Origin of the sequence: Rheinheimera marina, assembly GCF_042654345.1 — a bacterium.
Taxonomy (GTDB): domain Bacteria; phylum Pseudomonadota; class Gammaproteobacteria; order Enterobacterales; family Alteromonadaceae; genus Pararheinheimera; species Pararheinheimera marina.
Genome location: NZ_JBHSGB010000001.1, coordinates 255,483 through 272,897 on the forward strand (window position 1 = coordinate 255,483; position 17,415 = coordinate 272,897).

Below are 17,415 nucleotides of genomic sequence, written 5' to 3' on the forward strand. Positions count from 1 at the left end.
AGGTTGTATGCTGATTAAATTACTGCTCATAGCGCTGCTGCTCTTTATTGTTTTTAACTTGTTTCGCGCGTTATTTTTGATGATGAAGAATGATCCGAACCAACCACCTATGTCTGTTTTTCTTGGCCGTCGCCTGATTTGGTCTGTCGCCGTGGTGCTGCTGATTGTGCTGGCACTGGGGTTGGGCCTGATGAGCCCACACCCCAGGCCTTACTAGTCAGAGCACATAGACAAACACAAAGAGGCAAAGCCAGACCACATCCACAAAGTGCCAGTACCAGGCCGCCGCCTGAAAGGCAAAATGCTTGTGGGCGCTAAAGTGATTTTTCAGCAAAATGCGCAGGAAAATCACGGTGAGAAACATAGCGCCCAGAGTCACATGCAAACCATGAAAACCAGTCAACAGGAAGAAGGTATTGCCGTAGACCCCGGAATCCAGTTTCAACCCTAAATCACGGTACGCATGAATGTATTCATAGACCTGAAAGCAGAGGAATAAGAACCCAAGTGCGATGGTCAGAAACAGCATCAGTTTCAGCTGACCCCGTTTATCTTTTTCCATCGCAATATGAGCAAACTGCAAGGTGACTGACGACGTCAGCAGGATCAGGGTGTTGTACAGCGGAATACCCTGCCAGGGCATCGCCTGGGTCTGGGTACCATCCGGGGTAGTCAACAAAGGCCAGACCGCTTCAAACGCCGGCCATAACACTGCAGCCGTCATCGCGTTGTTGCTGGCGCCGTCCAGCCAGGGCACCGCAATCAGGCGGGCGTAAAACAAAGCGCCAAAAAAGGCTCCGAAAAACATCACTTCAGAAAAAATAAACCAGCTCATGCCCTGGCGGAAGGATCTGTCCATTTGCGCGCTGTACAGGTTGTGCATGGATTCGTCGATCACATTACGAAACCAACCCACCAGCATAAACAGCAGTATCACCACGCCAGCCACAATGGAGTAGCCGCCATAACCCGGCTGATCCTTGGTCACTTCGTTGACAAAATGCCCGGCACCAAAGGCAATTAAAAACAGCGCTACAGCGCCTACTATGGGCCAGGGCGATTGCTCCGGCACATAATAATGTTGATGTTGTTCACTCATAGTTATCCCCTGTAACAGTTCCCGCCGGGGCAGTCGTTTCAGCACCCTGCACCTGATACAAGGTGTAGGACAAGGTAATAGTGCTGAACTGGCTGGGAAGAGCGGGATCGACATAAAACTGCAGCGGCATCAGCATTTCCTGGCCTGCCGCCAACGCTTGTTGATTAAAACAAAAGCACTCAATTTTATTAAAGTACAACGCCGCCTGACCCGGTGACACTGACGGTACGGCCTGCGCCACCATAGGCAAAGCGGTTTCATTTCTGGCCAGATAATTCACTTGGTGAATTTCACCCGGATGCACCCGTAACCTGGTGACCACAGGCTCAAATACCCAAGGCATGTTTTTATTTGGCCGGGCAATAAACTCCACCAACACTTCGCGTTGGCTGTCCACCACAGCAGCCTCGGCGCTGGCTGCTTCAGTGGATGTTTTACCGTTTAAACCGGTAATGTCGCAAAACACGTCGTACAGAGGCACCAGCGCATAACCAAAACCAAACATAGCCAATGCCGCTATGCTCAGTTTGACTGTCAGGCGTTGATGAGCAAGTGCCATAAAACCTCCGTTACTTCACGTCTGGAGGCGTGGTAAAGCTGTGATAAGGCGCCGGAGATGGTAAGGTCCACTCCAACCCTTCAGCACCTTCCCACACCTGATCCGTTGCTTTTTTCCCACCCTGAATACACTTCACCACCACAGCCACAAACAGCAATTGCGACAGGCCGAAGGCAAAACCACCAATGCTGATAAAGGCGTTAAAGTCAGCAAACTGCAGCGCGTAATCCGGGATCCGCCGTGGCATGCCAGCCAGGCCTACAAAGTGCATAGGGAAAAACAACATGTTCACCGAGATGAGCGAACACCAGAAATGCCATTGGCCGAGGCTCTCGTCGTACATATGCCCCGTCCACTTCGGCAACCAGTAATAAGCCGCCGCCATAATGGAGAAGATAGCCCCCGTTACCAGCACATAGTGGAAGTGCGCCACCACAAAATAGGTGTCGTGGTATTGAAAGTCAGCCGGGGTGATGGCCAGCATCAGTCCGGAAAAGCCGCCAATGGTAAACAACACGATGAACGCCAATGCAAACATCATCGGCACTTCGAAGGTCATGGCGCCGCGCCACATGGTGGCCACCCAGTTAAAGACTTTCACCCCGGTCGGCACCGCAATCAACATGGTGCAGTACATAAAAAACAGCTCGGCAAAGACCGGCATGCCGGTGGTGAACATATGGTGAGCCCACACCAGAAACGACAGCAGCGCAATGCTGGCGGTGGCGTACACCATAGAGGCATAACCAAACAAGGGTTTACGGGCAAAGGTCGGCACTATGGCGGATACAATACCAAAGGCCGGCAGGATCATGATGTACACCTCGGGGTGACCGAAAAACCAGAAAATATGCTGGAACAACACAGGGTCGCCACCACCTGCCGCTTCAAAGAAACTGGTGCCAAAGTATTTGTCGGTCAGCACCATGGTGACGGCACCGGCCAGCACCGGCATCACCGCAATCAGCAAAAAGGCGGTAATAAACCAGGTCCAGACAAACAACGGCATTTTCATATAGGTCATGCCTGGTGCACGCAGGTTCATAATGGTCACAATCACATTGATGGCGCCCATAATGGACGAAATACCCATAATATGAACTGAGAACACAAACAAAGCCGTACTGTCACTGCTATAGGTGGTGGAAAGCGGCGCGTAAAAAGTCCAGCCAAATGCAGGCCCGCCACCTTCCATAAAGAGTGACAGCAGCAAAATGCTGAACGCAAACGGCAGGATCCAGAAGCTCCAGTTGTTCATGCGGGGTAACGCCATGTCCGGCGCGCCAATCATCATAGGCACCAGCCAGTTGGCTAAACCGGTAAAGGCAGGCATCACAGCGCCAAACACCATAATCAGGCCGTGCACTGTGGTCATCTGGTTAAAAAAATCCGGCTGGACAATTTGCAGGCCAGGCTGAAACAGCTCGGCCCGGATCACCATCGCCATAGCACCGCCAATAAAAAACATCAGCAATGCAAACAGCAAGTACAAAGTGCCAATGTCTTTATGGTTGGTGGTATAAAACCAGCGTTTCAGGCCTTTGGCCGGGCCATGATGGTGATGCTCAGCATGAGCATCATGATGGTCTGTTGTCACTGTACTCATCAGAGCCCCCTACTGTTGTGCTTTGGCAATGTCAGCGGCCTGCACCACATCACCGGTATTGTTATCCCAGGCATTACGCTCATAGGTAATGACAGCAGCAATTTCCTGCAGACTGAGTTGTTTGGCGAAGGCTTGCATCGCAGTGCCGGTTTTGCCATGCAACACAATGTCGATATGGCCAGGTAAATCCTCCAGCGCCATTTTGCTGCCTTTAAGTGCCGGGAATACGCCAGGAATGCCAAGACCTGTTGGTTGGTGACAAGCGGCACAATAGCCGTTATAGGTTTTCTCACCCAAGGCCATCAGCTCTTCTTTGCTCATGGTCATCGCCAGTAGTTTTTGCTCTTCCTCTTTGGCTTTGGCCTGCACTGCCGCGGTCTCTGCCAGCCAGCTGTCAAAATCCGCCGCTTCCTTTGCAATTACCACCACAGGCATAAAGCCATGGTCCTTACCACAGAGTTCAGCGCATTGACCACGATAAATGCCTGCCTGATCCACTTTGGTCCAGGCTTCGTTGATGAATCCGGGGTTGGCGTCTTTTTTCACGGCAAACGCTGGTACCCACCAAGAGTGGATCACGTCGTCGGAAGTCATCAGGAAACGGACTTTTTTGCCGGTGGGGATCACCAGTGGGCGGTCGACTTCCAGCAGATAGTTGTCGCCTTTGGCTAATTTGTTCGCAATCTGCTGACGTGGTGTGGCTAACAGGGAGAAAAATTCGACATTCTTATCCATGTACTTGTAGTGCCACTTCCACTGTGAGCCGGTGACCAGAATGGTTAAATCTGCCTCGGAAGTGTCTTCCATAGCGATCAGGGTTTTGGTGGCAGGTATCGCCATCAACACCAGAATAATCACCGGCATAGCCGTCCAGGCCAGTTCAACCTTGGTGCTTTCATGAAATTGAGCCGGCACGGCTCCTCTGGCTTTACGGTGACGCAGAATAGACCAAAACATCACCCCAAAAACTGCTATCCCTATAGCACAGCAAATGTAGAAAATAGTCATATGCAGGTCATAGACCTTCTGACTGATCTCCGTCACCCCCTGCGTCATATTCAGGGGCATTTCTGTGGACTGCGCACGAAACGCAAGCAACAAGGTTAGCAGCGAACCACTCCAACGACTGGAATTCGCCACGTAACTTCTCCTCTGTCTTTGCCATAGGCATGTTGCAGAAAAGAAGACACTTCACCCTACACTTCGTCTTCGCGATGCAACCGCCATTATTCTTATAATGCCAGCATCAGTTGCTGAAGCTGGCACACAGATAAAGGAACCTGTGTGGTTTAAGAATTAGACAAGGAAACTGGGGATGTAAACCTGACTGGCTGATAAAACCATCTGGTCGTACCAGCCAAAGATAAAAGGCAAGCTATTGAGAAAGGATAACTTTTTCTAGAAGCCATTGGCCCGGATCACGCCAACGGCAAGGCCTTCAATGGCAAAATGCTGTTGTGTCAGATCCACTTTAATCACGTTAAAATCGTCATTTTCCGGGTGCAGAAATACGATTTGCCCCTCTCGGCGAAAACGCTTCACTGTTACTTCATCTTCAACCCTGGCCACCACCACCTGACCCTGACGGGCTTCAGAGGTTTTGTGCACTGCCAGTAAGTCACCATCCATAATGCCGATGTCTTTCATACTCATACCCTGCACCCGCAGCAAAAAATCAGCATGAGGCTTAAACAGGCTGGCATCCAGCTGATAACGCTGCTGAATATGTTCAGCGGCAAGAATAGGCTGACCTGCCGCCACTTTACCTACCAAAGGTAAGCCTGGCTCTTCTTCGGCTTCATTGGCTGCTTCGTCGTCCACCAGACGAATACCACGGGAGGTACCCGGCATCATTTCGATAAAGCCTTTTTTTGCCAGTGCTTTCAGATGTTCTTCCGCCGCATTGGCCGACTTAAATCCCAGCTGCGCAGCAATTTCTGCCCGGGTCGGTGGCATACCGGTTTCGGCCTGATAGTCTTTCACCAGTTGTAAAATTTCGGCTTGTCGTGGCGTTAATGGGCGCATAATGCTGAATACCTATACAGTGGATACTGTGAGTATATACAGCATTTTTGCCAGTGCCAAGCCCAAGCCGGAATTTTGCTGGTCTAACCATTCATGCTATTCTTAGCGCCCTGTGATCCGAGTGGAACCCCTATGTTAAGACCCGTCCGCTGGCTGGCCAAACTGCTGTACTGGCCGCTGAAACCTCTGGTGCGTTGCAAAATTGTCCCTGACGCCGTCAAAGAAAACCTTGAGCTGAACCCAAATCAGCCGGTGTTTTACATTACCAGAACGGAGTCGGCCAGCGATCTGGCGACTTTGGTGCGGATCTGTCACAAGCTCGGGCTGCCTGACCCATTACAACCTGTGCAATTTGGTGCCAGCTGGTTGCCGCGGGTGTTGTTCCTGGAACAACCTCATGTGTTATGGGGAGCCCGCGCAGCAACCACAGCATTGGAGCAAGGCTTAACCTTATTGCAGACACAGCAGCGCCACCCCGAGCTGCAAGCGCAGTTAGTGCCAGTTTCTGTGTTGTGGGGCCGTGCGCCCGGTAAAGAAAACAGCATTAAGTCCGTGCTGGGTGAATCCGAATCCCCCAGCTGGCTGGCCAAGCTTTTTATTGTGCTGATTTCTGGCCGCCATACCTTAGTCCGCTTCAGCCGCCCGGTATCAGTCGGGGAGATGATTGCCCAGACCGAAGTGAATACAGAAACCGCACATAAATTACTGCGGGTGGCGCGGGTGCACTTTTACCGGCAACGTCTGGCGGCTACAGGCCCGAAACTGCCGGACCGCAGTGCGTTATTTAATGCGTTGCTGGGCTCGGACCGCCTGAAACAAGCCATCGAAGATGAAGCTCGCAGTAAGCAGATCCCAGTGTCAGAAGCCCGAGCTGAAGCGTTAAAACTGCTGCAGGAAATCGCGGCTGATTATCGTGAATCCACCTTACGGCTGGGCGACCGTTTGCTCGGCTGGTTATGGCAACGGCTGTACAACGGCATTGTGATCAATAACAGCAAAGTGCTGACCGAGCTGGTGCAAAAGGGCCATGAAATTGTTTATGTGCCCTGCCATCGCAGCCATATGGATTATTTACTGCTCAGTTATGTGATTTACCATCAGGGTCTGGCTCCTCCGCATATTGCCGCCGGGATCAATCTGAATTTCTGGCCTGTTGGCAGCTTATTCCGTCGCGGCGGTGCCTTTTTTATCCGGCGCAGCTTCAGCGGCAACAAACTCTATTCCGCGGTGTTCCGTGAATACCTGAGCCAGCTATTCAGCAAAGGCTACCCGGTGAAGTATTACTCCGAAGGTGGCCGCAGTCGCACCGGCCGTTTATTGCAACCGAAAACCGGCATGCTGGCGATGACAGTGCAGGCGATGCTGAAAGGCATAGACAGACCCATCAGCCTGGTGCCTGTGTATCTGGGCTATGAACACGTGATGGAAGTAAATACCTACCTGAAAGAACTGAAAGGCTCAGGCAAAGAAAAAGAATCCATTGGTGGTGTGTTTAGTGCCATCCGCAAGTTACGTGATTACGGTTATGGCTACGTCAACTTTGGCCAGCCTATTGCGCTCACCCAGTTTATTAACCAGCAGCAACCCGACTGGCGTGACAGCCTGACCGACGATCCGGCTAAACCGGCCTGGCTGAATCCGCTGGTTGCCAACCTGGCGGATCAGCTGATGCGCCGGGTGAACCAGAGTGCGGCGCTGAACAGCATTAATATGATTGCCACTGTGCTGCTGGCGACCCGCCAGCATTCGCTGCCGCGTCAGGAACTGGAACGGCAACTGGCGTTTTACCAACAACTGCACCAGCAAGCGCCTTATGCGGCCTTGGTGACGAAAGCAGAAGGCACCGCTGAGCAATGGGTTGAGCACGCCCTGAAACTGCAAAAGATCCAGCAACATCATGACAGTTTTGGCCCCATTATTCAGCTGACGGCCGAACAAGCCATTACCATGAGCTACTACCGCAATAATGTCAGCCATTTATTTGTGGTGCCGGCACTGCTGGCGACTGCCTTATTGCAGCACCATGAACTGAGCACTGTTCAGCTGAAAAATATTATTCAGCTGATCCAGCCGCTATTGGCTGACGAACTGTTTTTACAACTGGATACGCTGGACTCGTACCTGCAGCAACTACTCGATGCGATGCAAGAAGCCGGGCTGATTGAGCAGCAGCAAGGCCACTACAGCGCTGTGCCGGTGCAACAGGCAGGCCACCGCATGCTGGAATTACTGGCCTTTAATGCGCAGGACATTTTGCAGCGGTATGCGGTGGTGTTGAATTTACTGTCGGATACCCCGCTTAGCCGGGAAGAACTGGAACAAAAGAGCCAGCAAATGGCCAAACGACTAAATACCCTGCATGGCGTCAGCTCGCCCGAGTATCTGGATAAAAACCTGTTTGCCACTTTGGTCAATGCGCTGAAACAAGCAGGTTATTGTCAGTTAACAGACCAAAACGCCTTAATCGCAGGCAGCAGTGCGCAGCCGGTGCAACAGACAGTCAATGCGCTGTTGCACGCCGAAGTGCTGCAAACGGTGCTGAGCATTGTGAAAGGCCATTAACTGACCAGTAAAGCCGGGGTGGGTCTACTGACCGCCCTGGCCTCTGTTTTCGTAGCTGCGGATCACCCCTTCCTGCATGGTCGACGCCACCAGCTTGCCATCCCTGTTAAAGAACTGACCCCGCACCAAACCTCTGGCGCCTGAAGCACTTGGGCTATCCACCGCATACAGCAGCCAGTCGTCGAAGCGGAAATCATGGTGAAACCACATCGCATGGTCGATGGTCGCCACCTGCATATTCGGCGCCATAAAGGATTTCCCGTGCGGCTGCAGCGCCGTCGGCAGGAAATTGAAATCTGAGGCATACGCCAGCAGGTACTTGTGCACCCGCAGGTCATTTGGCATCAAGCCGTTGGCTTTAAACCAGACATAACGTTTCGAGTCGCTCACCTGAGGCTGGAACGGATTCTGGAAATCGACCGGACGCATCTCAATCGGCTTTTCACAGATAAATTTGCTGCGAATGGCTTCCGGGATCAAATGGGCATGCTGTTGGTAAAACACCAGGTCGGATTGCAAGTCCTCCGGCGGCGGCACCTGTGGCATGGGGTCCTGATGTTCAAACCCCTGTTCCTCGCTCTGGAAGGATGCAGTCATATAAAAAATGGCTTTACCAAACTGAATGGCGCTGACCCGGCGGGTGCTGAAGCTTTTACCATCACGGATGTTTTCCACTTCGTACACTATAGGTTTGCTGGCATCCCCTGGCCGCAGAAAATAAGAGTGAAAGGAATGCACTTTGCGATCCGGGTCTACCGTCTCTTTGGCCGCGGATAAGGCTTGCCCCATCACCTGACCGCCAAAGACTGCCTTAAAACCAAGGTCCTGACTCTGACCCCGGAATAAGCCCTGTTCAATAGTTTCTAGTTTTAACAAGGACAATAAATCGGCTAATACCTGACTCATGCGCTACTTCCTCAGTGAACAATCTGTTGTATTCTGCCGACTGAACTGCCACGATTCAACCCGTTCTGCAGACACAACGGAGGATGCCATGTACTGGCTGTACAAAACTGAACCTGAAGAATGCAGCATTGATGATTTTGCCAGCACCCCTGACAAGGCCATCATCTGGGAAGGTGTGCGCAATTATCAGGCGCGCAATTTCCTACGCGCTGCCACTCTGGACGATTTAGTGCTGATTTATCACTCCAGCTGCAAACTGATTGGTCTGGCCGGTATTGCCCGTGTAGTAAAAACCGCCTACCCGGATCCATCGCAATTTAACCCAGGCAGCATTTATTTCGACGGCAAATCCAAAACCGAACAGCCGCGCTGGTCTGCGGTGGATTTGGTTTTTGTCGAAAAATTTCCGGCCTTGGTGCCGCTAGACAAACTAAAGCGCTCATCTAAGCTAGAACAACTGGCTCTGGTCCAAAAAGGCAGTCGGCTGTCAGTAATGCCCGTGCAGCCAGACGAATGGCAAGTGATGTTGGCGATGGCCAAGCAGGAGTAGCACCAATGAAACAAGAGCGTCGGCGTTCAGCCAAGAGTTTTAATCAGTTCTGGCAGCTGTTAAACCCGGCCCAACAGTTCTCCGTGTTTGAACTGCAGCGTTTTGGTTATGAGTTGTCTTTTGTAAGAAAGCTGGAACAACAGCACCTGGCCGTGTTAAAAGCCGGGGACCGGCTGGCCAGCGTCGACATTGAAGGTCAAATCAATATAGCACCTACTGTGGTACTGCGGGATTAGCTGGCTCTGCGGTCGGGAGCCGTCGAACTCTGCTCTTGCAGGATCTCCAAACCCTTATGACATAACTTGAAATAAGACGTCAGCGTATTGCTTTGCCATAACTCGGTCAGGATCGGGTAATGCCGCAGAAAGTTCTCGATATCATTCATCGTCAGCTCTGAATGCTTTTTCAGATAGAACCCAAAGCTTTGTTTTGGCGTCAGCCCCTTGTTCGCCTGATCGCGGCACAAGGTAGGAATGGCTTTGAACAGTTGCTCAAGATGTGGTGCATGCAAAGGCAGTTTGGCTTGTTGACGTACCCAGTGCTGCAGTCTGGAGATCAGTTGCTGGCTTTGCTCTTCCGCCAGCCAGAACGCCAGATGCTCAACCTGCACCGATTGCTGCTCAGCAAAATGTAATTGCACTTTAAGCCGGTTGAACGCCTTGCTTTGTTGATCCAGCTTCATCACCAGAACCACTATTGGGGCTACCGCCAGTACCAGAAAAAATATCCACCACATCAGGCATCCCTCCAAGGATCATCCAGCTTGTTGACGCTTCCGGGCAAAATGAAACTTTACGCTGGGCTGCAGGGCGCGCACTCTAGCAAAGAGCACCCCCGACTGGCTACGCCAGTCAGGGTGAATTTTTTTCAGGCTTTGCCCGCCTGCTCAATATACTGAGTCACCTGCAACTCCAACTGAGACAGTGGCACACTGCCGTTCTTCAGCACAGCCTCATGGAAATCGCGCACGTTAAATTTGTCACCAAGCTGTTGTTCAGCTTGATTACGCAGCTTTTTGATGGTGATTTCGCCTAACTTGTAAGACAAAGCCTGGGCTGGCCAGCTAATGTAACGGTCAATTTCTGTGGTCACATTATGCATTGAAAGCGCGGTATGGCTGCCCAGATAATCCAATGCCTGCTGACGGCTCCAGCCCATTGTATGCATGCCTGTATCCACCACTAAGCGACAAGCGCGCCACATTTCATAAGTCAGTCGGCCAAAATTACTGTACGGGTCCTGATAAAAACCCATTTCCAGGCCCAGAAACTCCGAATACAAGCCCCAGCCTTCGCCAAACGCAGAGGTGTAGAAGTTACGTCGGTAATCGGGTTGGTCCGTCATTTCGGCGGCCAGCGCAATTTGCAGGTGATGGCCTGGCACGGCTTCATGCAAAGTTAAGGCTTCCAGCTCATAGAGCGGACGACGGTTCAGTGCATAGGTGTTGACCCAATAAAAGCCTGCCGAATCTGCTCTGCCGCGGCCAGAATAGCGGCCCGACGTGTATTTAGGTGCAATTTCCGCTGGCACCGGGGCTACGCCATAAGGTTGTCGCGGTAAGGTTTTAAACAACTTCGGTAATTCTGCGTCAGCCTTTTTTGCGATAAACGAAGCTTCTTTTAGCAGGTCGGTTGCCGTTTTGGCATAAAACTGCGGATCAGTCCGAAGAAACTCAATAAAGTCGGCAAAACTGCCTTTAAACCCCACCTGGTCGATCACTTGCTGCATTTCCGCTTTGATACGGGCCACTTCCTGCAATCCAAGCTGATGCACCTGCTGCGGTGTCATTTTCAACGTGGTGTAGTGTTCCAGCCGGTTTTGGTAAAAGGCTTCGCCCTGCGGCAATGCATTGGCGCCAATCTCGTCACGGGCCGATGGCCGGTAAGTACCGACAAAGAAATCATAAAACTGCTGATAAGCAGGGTTAATTTGTTGAGCGATTAATGCCTTGGCTTGCTGTTCAAACGAGGTCCAATCTGCGTCCGCAATAAACTGAGGTTTTTTCTTAAAAGGCCGGTAAAAAATACTCTGCTCCGGCGTTTCACTGATATAAGCCTGAATACTCTGCTCATAACCAGTAAGCACAGCTTTGGGTTGGGTGAATCCTTTGTCCATACCCTTGCGCATCCAATCGGTTTGCTGCTGCATATAACGGGGTACTGAGGCCAGCTTTGTCAGGTAATCCTGATAGGATTTAACCGAACTGAATTCGGTACCTGACGCCATAAAACCAAGGCTGGAGTGGAAGCCCGATTCCGACGTCAGTGGCATGTAATGTGCCCCAAAACGGTATTCATCAATGGCGTCCTGCAGTTCATACACCAGGATCTGATAATTAATCGCCTGCTGCTCATTTAAGCTGTTCTGATCTACCTGCTGCAGTTGTTTTAACAGGTGCAGCCGTTTCTGCTGTTTCTTTTCAAGTGCCTCTGGTGACATATCTGGCAAACGAGTGGCGCTGCGGTCGGATAACAGCTGCTCTTGTTGCCATATTTGTGCGGACAGCTGGTCAAAGCCCGCCGTTGCGGGAGCGACTTTGGCGGCACAGGCGGCCAAAGACAAGGTTAAACTCAGGGCGATCAGTGTTCTCTGCATTATTATTCTCCTTGTTTTTTCTGATTCTACTCTGACAAGCCAAGAGCTCCAGCTGAACTGTCCGGGCTTTCTGGAGATTGGCCGTATTCTGTAGACAAAGTCAGTTATTTCGACAGCTTTTAACGGCTTAACTGCTAAAAGCACATTTAAAAATGCTCAAAACTAAAAAAATAATCTGTTAAGTCCCAAGCAAATGCAGACTTTTTTTTACAGATATGTCAGCTTAGTGGAAAGCGGTTGCTTGCCTTAGTGTTAGATTCGCGTAACATGGCAAAAATAACGCTAAATGAGCAGTAAAATTTAGTTGGAGTCAGGTTTGGCATGAAATATCAGGACTCAATCGATCAAGCGAGTGAGAAGGCGGCGCTAACGTCGGCCTTTTTGCAGCGGTATCGTTTGGCAGCCCACCCGGTTAATTACACCGTGATTTATGAGTACATCAGCGGTCACAATGCCGGTTTATGCCATGCTATCGAACAAAAACTGGCTGCCCAAGCCAATTTTGACGACTTTGTGATGGCCGAGCTGTACAGCCAATGGCTGTTACCGCAGCAAGCCCGGCAAGAAGCTTTAGCCCAGCAAGTCACCACCATGCTGGCGAAACTGTCCGGCACGACCGACATTGCCAATGAAGCCGTTCAACAGTACATAGATATGCTGGATCAGGTGTTACTCGGCCTCGACCCCAATAACAGCAATCGCAGCAAAGACAGCATTAATAAAGCCATCAGCGCGACTTACGCCATTAAAGCGTCCCAGCAAAAATTGCAGGACCAGCTCGAATTTTCCAACGAACAATGCCACCACTTACGTGACGAGCTGGAGCGCTTAAAACAAGAGCGCCAGCTGGATCCACTGACCGGCCTGTATAACCGCCTAGCCATGCAGGAACATCTGGATCTGTGGCTCAGTGAAAATCCGCATCGGCGCATTGCCGCTATTGCCGTGGATCTTGACCATTTCGCCCAGTTTAACCAGGACTATGGCGCTGGCATTGGCGATGTGATTTTAAGCAAAGTGGCACGCAAAATCGCCAGTTATGTGCAGGAAAGCGGATTACCTGTGCGCTGTGGCGGTGAAGAGTTCCTGATCCTGCTGCCGGATGTCGATTTACGCACTGCCGGTGAAATTGCCGAGCAAGTACGACGTGGCGTGGAAAAACTGCGTTTTGTGTCGTCCAAAAGCAAAAAGACCTTACCCAAAATCACCATTTCTCTGGGTGTCTCCATCTACAACACCGCAGAAAACTGGCACCAGTTTTTATCGCGTTCAGCCCGGGTGCTGCAGGAAGCCAAACATCGCGGCCGTAACCAGGTTGCCAACGAGCTGATGCTGGCCGTGTAAATGGCAGCAGCACTGAAAGACTGCTATTCCCCCTCCTTTGTTCAACAGCTGGGTCTACTGTGCCAACACCAGGACCCGGCTTTCCAGCTGAGCGCTTTTCACGCCTATGTACTGACAGATGACTGGCCAGAGCTGGAACTGAAACAACGGATGCGCCGCATCAGTACTGGACTCGGCCTGCATTTAACCCAACCTTATGCCGCCGCACTTGCTGTTGTGCTTCAGGTCGCCAGGCAATTTTCCGGCTTACCAGGGTTGGTGTTTCCCGACTTTGTCGAAGTTTATGGGCTGGAGCAGCCGACTTTATCTATACCGGCACTGGGTGAACTGACCCGCTATTCCAGCAGCGAATTTGCCATCCGGCCTTATTTGTTGCGTTACCCTGAGTTGGTCCTGCCTCAACTCTTGCTCTGGGCACAGTCTCCTGACCTGCACCAGCGCCGCCTGGCCAGTGAAGGTGCCCGGCCACGGCTACCCTGGGGATTAGCGCTGAAAAATTATCAGCAGGACCCGTCCGCTTTGCTGCCGCTACTGGAGCAACTAAAAGCCGATCCGGAACCTTATGTGCAGCGCAGTGTCGCCAATCATCTGAATGACATCAGCAAAGATCATCCTCAACTGGTGCTGGACCTGGCAGCTCGCTGGCTGAATCACAGCGCAGTCACCAACTGGATTTTACGCCATGCGCTGCGGGGCTTGCTCAAACAAGCCAACCCGCAGGCACTGCTGTTATTTGGTATTACACCTGTGGCCTTAACTGCCAAGCTAAGCCTGAGCAGTCCAAGCGCTTCGGCCAGTCAGCCGTTGCACTTTCAGATCAGCCTCGCAGGTTCGGCCCCGCCATGTCAGCTGCGGCTGGAATACCGCATTGGCTACCTGAAGAAAAATGGCAAGCTCAGTTTTAAGGTGTTTCAATGGGCCAAACCCAAATGGCAAGGCCAGCCTTTGCAGCTCGCCAGACAACAGGCGTTTGTCGACCTGACCACCCGCAAACATTACCCAGGCCAACACCAGCTGGAGATTTGGCTGAACGGCCATTGTGTTGCCCAGCAGTCATTTGAGCTTCGCTAACGGATATCTGGCACTGAGCTGGACAGAAAGTCCGCGCAATGATTGGCGTTGTCGCCTGAATCTTTTACACTAACGCCAATTTTTCTGCCTGAGGCTTATTTATGTCAGACCAGTCCAATCAAACCCACTTTGGTTTTAAAACAGTACGGCAGGAAGAAAAAGTGTCGATGGTGGCCAATGTGTTTCACTCCGTGGCCGGTAAATACGACCTGATGAACGATTTAATGTCGATGGGCATTCACCGTTTGTGGAAACGCTTCACTATCGACAGCAGCGGCGTGCGCGCCGGTCATCAGGTGCTGGACCTGGCGGGTGGCACCGGTGACATCACAGCGTTATTTTCTAAACGTGTGGGGCCAACCGGCAAAGTGGTACTGGCTGATATCAATGAGTCTATGCTGAATGTCGGTCGTGACAAACTGCGTGACCTGGGTTTAGTCAACAATATTCAGTATGTGCAGGCCAATGCTGAAGCCTTACCTTTTGCCGACAACAGTTTCGACATTATCAGCATTGGCTTTGGTTTACGTAACGTCACCGACAAAGATGCCGCTTTGCGTTCTATGTACCGCGTGCTGAAGCCGGGTGGCCGGCTGTTGGTGCTGGAGTTTTCCAAACCTGAATACGACTGGCTGAGCAAAGTCTACGACTTGTACTCCTTTAAATTGCTGCCGACCATAGGTCAACTGGTGGCCAATGACAAAGACAGTTATCAATACCTGGCAGAATCGATCCGGATGCACCCGGACCAGGAAACCCTGAAGCAGATGATGCAAAACGCCGGTTTTGAGCATGTCAGCTATCACAACCTGACAGGTGGCATAGTCGCGCTGCACAAAGGGTACAAATTCTGATGTTGAACCTGCTGCCACAGCTGATTTGCGCTGCTTTTGAGAAAGCACTGCAAAAGCTGCTGGCTATGGACCCGGCAGCAGAGCGCCTGCTGAGTAGCGTGCAAGGCAAACAGCTGGCGGTAAAGCTCACAGAACTGCCCTGGCGTTTTGTATTATCCGCCTCTGAACACCAGTTACTGCTGAACCAGCATCAGGAACCAGCCGACTGTGAAATTTGCACCGATCTCGCCACAGCCCGTCAGTTGTCAGACCCCAGCCAGCTGACCCGTTTGATTAAACAAGACAAATTGTGCATTCAGGGTGATTTGCAGGTCGCACAAAAATTCAGTCAGGTACTGCAACAACTGGATCCCGACTGGCAGCAAGAACTCTCTGTCTGGTTGGGCGATGCACTGGCGCATAAGCTGGCGACCGCACTGACGCAAGTCCAGCAGTTGCTGCAGCACAAACTGGCACAACTGCAGCAACAAAGTGTGGAACTGCTGCAAGACGAGTTACAAACAAGCCCCAGCCGCGCCGAGTATCAACAGTTTCAACAAAACCTGACCGCGGTGCAAACCCGGCTTGAGCAATTAAGCCGTCAACTGAAAACCCTGCAGGAGTCCTAGTGGGTATTAAGCGCTTTTATCAGATTTTCAGTACCTTACTGCGCTTTGGCCTGGACAACCTGGTGCCTGAAAAATGGCGTCCCTGGTACTGGCAGTTGCTGCGAAGCGGCGCCTTTTGGTTAAATAACCGCCATCCGGAAAAAACTCAGGGCGAACGGCTGCGGCTGGCGTTACAGCAGTTAGGTCCTGTGTGGGTCAAATTTGGCCAGATGTTGTCGACCCGCCGCGATTTATTCCCGGATGAATGGGTCGACGAGCTGGCCAAGCTGCAGGATAAAGTCAGCCCTTTCCCTGGTGAACAAGCCGAAGCTGTGGTGAAGAAGCAGTTAAACCTGCACAGCCTGGATACGTTATTCAACTATTTCGACCTGACCCCTTTGGCGTCAGCCTCCATTGCCCAAGTGCACACTGCAGGCCTGAAACAAGCCGACGGCACTGTGGTGGATGTGGTCGTCAAAGTGATCCGGCCCGACATCAAGCCACAAATTCTGGCCGATCTGGAACTGATGGAAGCCATGGCCGGATTGGTGGCCCGTTATCTGCCAGACGGCAAACGGCTGCGACCGAAAGAAGTAGTGGCCGAATACCGCAAAACTATTCTTGATGAGCTGGATTTACAACGCGAAGCCGCCAATGCCATTCAGTTGCGGCGCAATTTCGAAGGCTCAGATTCGCTGTATGTGCCTTATGTTTATGCCGATTACAGCCGTCCTTCAGTGATGGTGATGGAGCGCATTTACGGCATTCCGGTCTCCGACATTGCGGCGTTAAAAGCTCAGGGTACCAATATGGAGTTGTTGGCTAAACGTGGGGTCGAAGTGTTTTTCACCCAGGTGTTCCGCGACAGTTTTTTCCACGCTGATATGCACCCTGGCAATATCTTTGTATCACGCGAGAATCCGGACAACCCTCAGTACATTGGCATTGATTGCGGCATTGTCGGCACCTTAAACAAAGAAGATAAACGTTATCTGGCAGAGAACTTTGTCGCTTTCTTTAACCGGGATTATTTAAAAGTGGCTCAGCTGCATGTGGACTCGGGCTGGGTGCCGGCTGATACCAGTGTCGAAGAGTTTGAAAGCGCCATTCGTACTGTCTGTGAACCTATTTTCCAGAAACCGCTGCAGGATATCTCCTTTGGTCAGGTGTTGTTTAACCTGTTCAATACGGCGCGCCGTTTTAATATGCAGGTGCAACCTCAACTGGTGTTGCTGCAAAAAACCCTGCTGTATATCGAAGGCCTGGGTCGTCAGCTTTACCCTCAACTGGATTTATGGCAAACGGCGAAACCCTTTCTGGAAAACTGGGTCCAACAGCAAATGGGACCGACCGCGCTTTGGCGTGAGCTGAAAGCCAATTTGCCATTCTGGGCAGAAAAACTGCCTGAAATGCCCGGCTTGTTGCACAACTACCTGCAGCAAGGCCCCAAAAACCAACTGGCATTGTTGCAACAACTGCAGCAGTTACAGCTGCAGCAGCAGGAACAGACAAAAAAACTGACCTGTGCGGTGTTTGGTGGTATGAGTTTTGTGGCCACTGTCTTATTATTGACATCTGGCTGGACTATAACAGCAGCCTGCGGTGGCTTAATCACGGCAGCTATGCTTTGGAAAATACGCTGAGCTTCAACTGGCGC

Annotated in this window: 17 protein-coding genes; 9 read left to right on the top strand and 8 right to left on the bottom strand. The window is 51.5% G+C overall.

All coding sequences use genetic code 11. From position 1 onward, the window contains the following. The first annotated feature begins 7 nt into the window (after positions 1 to 7). Positions 8 to 217: a DUF2909 domain-containing protein gene (locus ACFO3I_RS01210; protein WP_377331063.1), complete on the top strand. Its 210-nt coding sequence runs from the start codon at positions 8 to 10 to the stop codon at positions 215 to 217. Here ACFO3I_RS01210 and ACFO3I_RS01215 read toward each other — a convergent pair whose 3' ends face one another. From ACFO3I_RS01215 to lexA, 5 genes are all read right to left on the bottom strand, one after another. After that, the gene (locus ACFO3I_RS01215) at positions 218 to 1,099 is read right to left on the bottom strand and encodes a cytochrome c oxidase subunit 3 (protein WP_377331065.1); all 882 of its coding nucleotides are present in this window, start codon (positions 1,097 to 1,099) and stop codon (positions 218 to 220) included. Continuing rightward, positions 1,092 to 1,658: a cytochrome c oxidase assembly protein gene (locus ACFO3I_RS01220; protein ID WP_377331067.1), complete on the bottom strand. Its 567-nt coding sequence runs from the start codon at positions 1,656 to 1,658 to the stop codon at positions 1,092 to 1,094. Before ACFO3I_RS01220 ends, ACFO3I_RS01215 begins: the two co-directional genes overlap by 8 nt. A 10-nt stretch (positions 1,659 to 1,668) precedes the next feature. Next, on the bottom strand, positions 1,669 to 3,264 hold the full coding sequence (ctaD, locus tag ACFO3I_RS01225; protein WP_377331069.1) for a cytochrome c oxidase subunit I: 1,596 nt from the start codon (positions 3,262 to 3,264) through the stop codon (positions 1,669 to 1,671). A gap of 9 nt (positions 3,265 to 3,273) precedes the next feature. Then, entirely contained in the window at positions 3,274 to 4,404 is a 1,131-nt protein-coding gene (coxB, locus tag ACFO3I_RS01230) for a cytochrome c oxidase subunit II (protein ID WP_377331070.1), read from the bottom strand. Between the two features lie 258 nt (positions 4,405 to 4,662). Continuing rightward, a complete protein-coding gene (gene lexA / locus ACFO3I_RS01235; protein WP_377331072.1) occupies positions 4,663 to 5,289 on the bottom strand; it encodes a transcriptional repressor LexA in 627 nt (208 codons plus the stop codon). Positions 5,290 to 5,421: 132 nt separating this feature from the next. Here lexA and plsB point away from each other — a divergent pair, with 132 nt between their 5' ends. Continuing rightward, complete coding sequence (plsB, locus tag ACFO3I_RS01240) at positions 5,422 to 7,851, top strand: glycerol-3-phosphate 1-O-acyltransferase PlsB (RefSeq protein ID WP_377331073.1); 2,430 nt, start codon at positions 5,422 to 5,424, stop codon at positions 7,849 to 7,851. A 24-nt stretch (positions 7,852 to 7,875) separates the two neighbouring features. Here the strand turns inward: plsB and tesB are convergent, their stop codons facing one another. Further along, complete coding sequence (gene tesB, locus ACFO3I_RS01245; RefSeq protein ID WP_377331075.1) at positions 7,876 to 8,757, bottom strand: acyl-CoA thioesterase II; 882 nt, start codon at positions 8,755 to 8,757, stop codon at positions 7,876 to 7,878. 88 nt (positions 8,758 to 8,845) lie between these two features. Here tesB and ACFO3I_RS01250 point away from each other — a divergent pair, with 88 nt between their 5' ends. Together ACFO3I_RS01250 and ACFO3I_RS01255 are read left to right on the top strand one after the other, a co-directional pair. Further along, on the top strand, positions 8,846 to 9,307 hold the full coding sequence (locus ACFO3I_RS01250; protein ID WP_377331077.1) for an EVE domain-containing protein: 462 nt from the start codon (positions 8,846 to 8,848) through the stop codon (positions 9,305 to 9,307). Between the two features lie 5 nt (positions 9,308 to 9,312). After that, positions 9,313 to 9,543, top strand: coding sequence for a hypothetical protein (locus ACFO3I_RS01255; RefSeq protein ID WP_377331079.1), 231 nt, complete (start codon positions 9,313 to 9,315; stop codon positions 9,541 to 9,543). Here ACFO3I_RS01255 and ACFO3I_RS01260 read toward each other — a convergent pair. Both ACFO3I_RS01260 and ACFO3I_RS01265 read right to left on the bottom strand, forming a co-directional pair. After that, on the bottom strand, positions 9,540 to 10,043 hold the full coding sequence (locus ACFO3I_RS01260) for a hypothetical protein (protein ID WP_377331081.1): 504 nt from the start codon (positions 10,041 to 10,043) through the stop codon (positions 9,540 to 9,542). The genes ACFO3I_RS01255 and ACFO3I_RS01260 overlap by 4 nt on opposite strands. A 131-nt stretch (positions 10,044 to 10,174) precedes the next feature. Beyond that, positions 10,175 to 11,902 (bottom strand): DUF885 domain-containing protein, encoded by a 1,728-nt coding sequence (locus ACFO3I_RS01265; RefSeq protein ID WP_377331083.1) that lies wholly within the window; start codon positions 11,900 to 11,902, stop codon positions 10,175 to 10,177. 321 nt (positions 11,903 to 12,223) lie between these two features. On the opposite strand from ACFO3I_RS01265, the gene ACFO3I_RS01270 reads away from it, so the two are divergent. From ACFO3I_RS01270 to ubiB, 5 genes are all read left to right on the top strand, one after another. Next, positions 12,224 to 13,246 (top strand): GGDEF domain-containing protein, encoded by a 1,023-nt coding sequence (locus ACFO3I_RS01270; RefSeq protein WP_377331085.1) that lies wholly within the window; start codon positions 12,224 to 12,226, stop codon positions 13,244 to 13,246. Continuing rightward, positions 13,247 to 14,317, top strand: a complete 1,071-nt coding sequence (locus ACFO3I_RS01275) for a DNA alkylation repair protein (protein WP_377331086.1) — start codon at positions 13,247 to 13,249, stop codon at positions 14,315 to 14,317. It abuts the gene before it with no gap. A gap of 101 nt (positions 14,318 to 14,418) precedes the next feature. Continuing rightward, positions 14,419 to 15,171 carry a bifunctional demethylmenaquinone methyltransferase/2-methoxy-6-polyprenyl-1,4-benzoquinol methylase UbiE gene (ubiE, locus tag ACFO3I_RS01280; RefSeq protein WP_377331088.1) on the top strand — a complete coding sequence of 251 codons (753 nt, stop codon included), beginning with the start codon at positions 14,419 to 14,421 and terminating at the stop codon, positions 15,169 to 15,171. Beyond that, entirely contained in the window at positions 15,171 to 15,779 is a 609-nt protein-coding gene (locus tag ACFO3I_RS01285) for a ubiquinone biosynthesis accessory factor UbiJ (RefSeq protein WP_377331090.1), read from the top strand. The genes ubiE and ACFO3I_RS01285 overlap by 1 nt, the downstream gene beginning before the upstream one ends. After that, the gene (gene ubiB, locus ACFO3I_RS01290) at positions 15,779 to 17,401 is read left to right on the top strand and encodes a ubiquinone biosynthesis regulatory protein kinase UbiB (RefSeq protein WP_377331092.1); all 1,623 of its coding nucleotides are present in this window, start codon (positions 15,779 to 15,781) and stop codon (positions 17,399 to 17,401) included. Before ACFO3I_RS01285 ends, ubiB begins: the two co-directional genes overlap by 1 nt. The last annotated feature ends 14 nt before the right edge of the window (positions 17,402 to 17,415 follow it).

Coding starts and splice junctions, on each gene's coding strand:
- lexA (WP_377331072.1), bottom strand. CDS start 5,289: ATGCGCCCATTAACGCCACGACAAGCCGAAATTTTACAACTGGTGAAA.
- ACFO3I_RS01255 (WP_377331079.1), top strand. CDS start 9,313: ATGAAACAAGAGCGTCGGCGTTCAGCCAAGAGTTTTAATCAGTTCTGG.
- ACFO3I_RS01210 (WP_377331063.1), top strand. CDS start 8: ATGCTGATTAAATTACTGCTCATAGCGCTGCTGCTCTTTATTGTTTTT.
- ACFO3I_RS01285 (WP_377331090.1), top strand. CDS start 15,171: ATGTTGAACCTGCTGCCACAGCTGATTTGCGCTGCTTTTGAGAAAGCA.
- ACFO3I_RS01250 (WP_377331077.1), top strand. CDS start 8,846: ATGTACTGGCTGTACAAAACTGAACCTGAAGAATGCAGCATTGATGAT.
- ACFO3I_RS01265 (WP_377331083.1), bottom strand. CDS start 11,902: ATGCAGAGAACACTGATCGCCCTGAGTTTAACCTTGTCTTTGGCCGCC.
- tesB (WP_377331075.1), bottom strand. CDS start 8,757: ATGAGTCAGGTATTAGCCGATTTATTGTCCTTGTTAAAACTAGAAACT.
- ACFO3I_RS01275 (WP_377331086.1), top strand. CDS start 13,247: ATGGCAGCAGCACTGAAAGACTGCTATTCCCCCTCCTTTGTTCAACAG.
- ctaD (WP_377331069.1), bottom strand. CDS start 3,264: ATGAGTACAGTGACAACAGACCATCATGATGCTCATGCTGAGCATCAC.
- ACFO3I_RS01215 (WP_377331065.1), bottom strand. CDS start 1,099: ATGAGTGAACAACATCAACATTATTATGTGCCGGAGCAATCGCCCTGG.
- ubiE (WP_377331088.1), top strand. CDS start 14,419: ATGTCAGACCAGTCCAATCAAACCCACTTTGGTTTTAAAACAGTACGG.
- ACFO3I_RS01220 (WP_377331067.1), bottom strand. CDS start 1,658: ATGGCACTTGCTCATCAACGCCTGACAGTCAAACTGAGCATAGCGGCA.
- plsB (WP_377331073.1), top strand. CDS start 5,422: ATGTTAAGACCCGTCCGCTGGCTGGCCAAACTGCTGTACTGGCCGCTG.
- ACFO3I_RS01260 (WP_377331081.1), bottom strand. CDS start 10,043: ATGTGGTGGATATTTTTTCTGGTACTGGCGGTAGCCCCAATAGTGGTT.
- ACFO3I_RS01270 (WP_377331085.1), top strand. CDS start 12,224: ATGAAATATCAGGACTCAATCGATCAAGCGAGTGAGAAGGCGGCGCTA.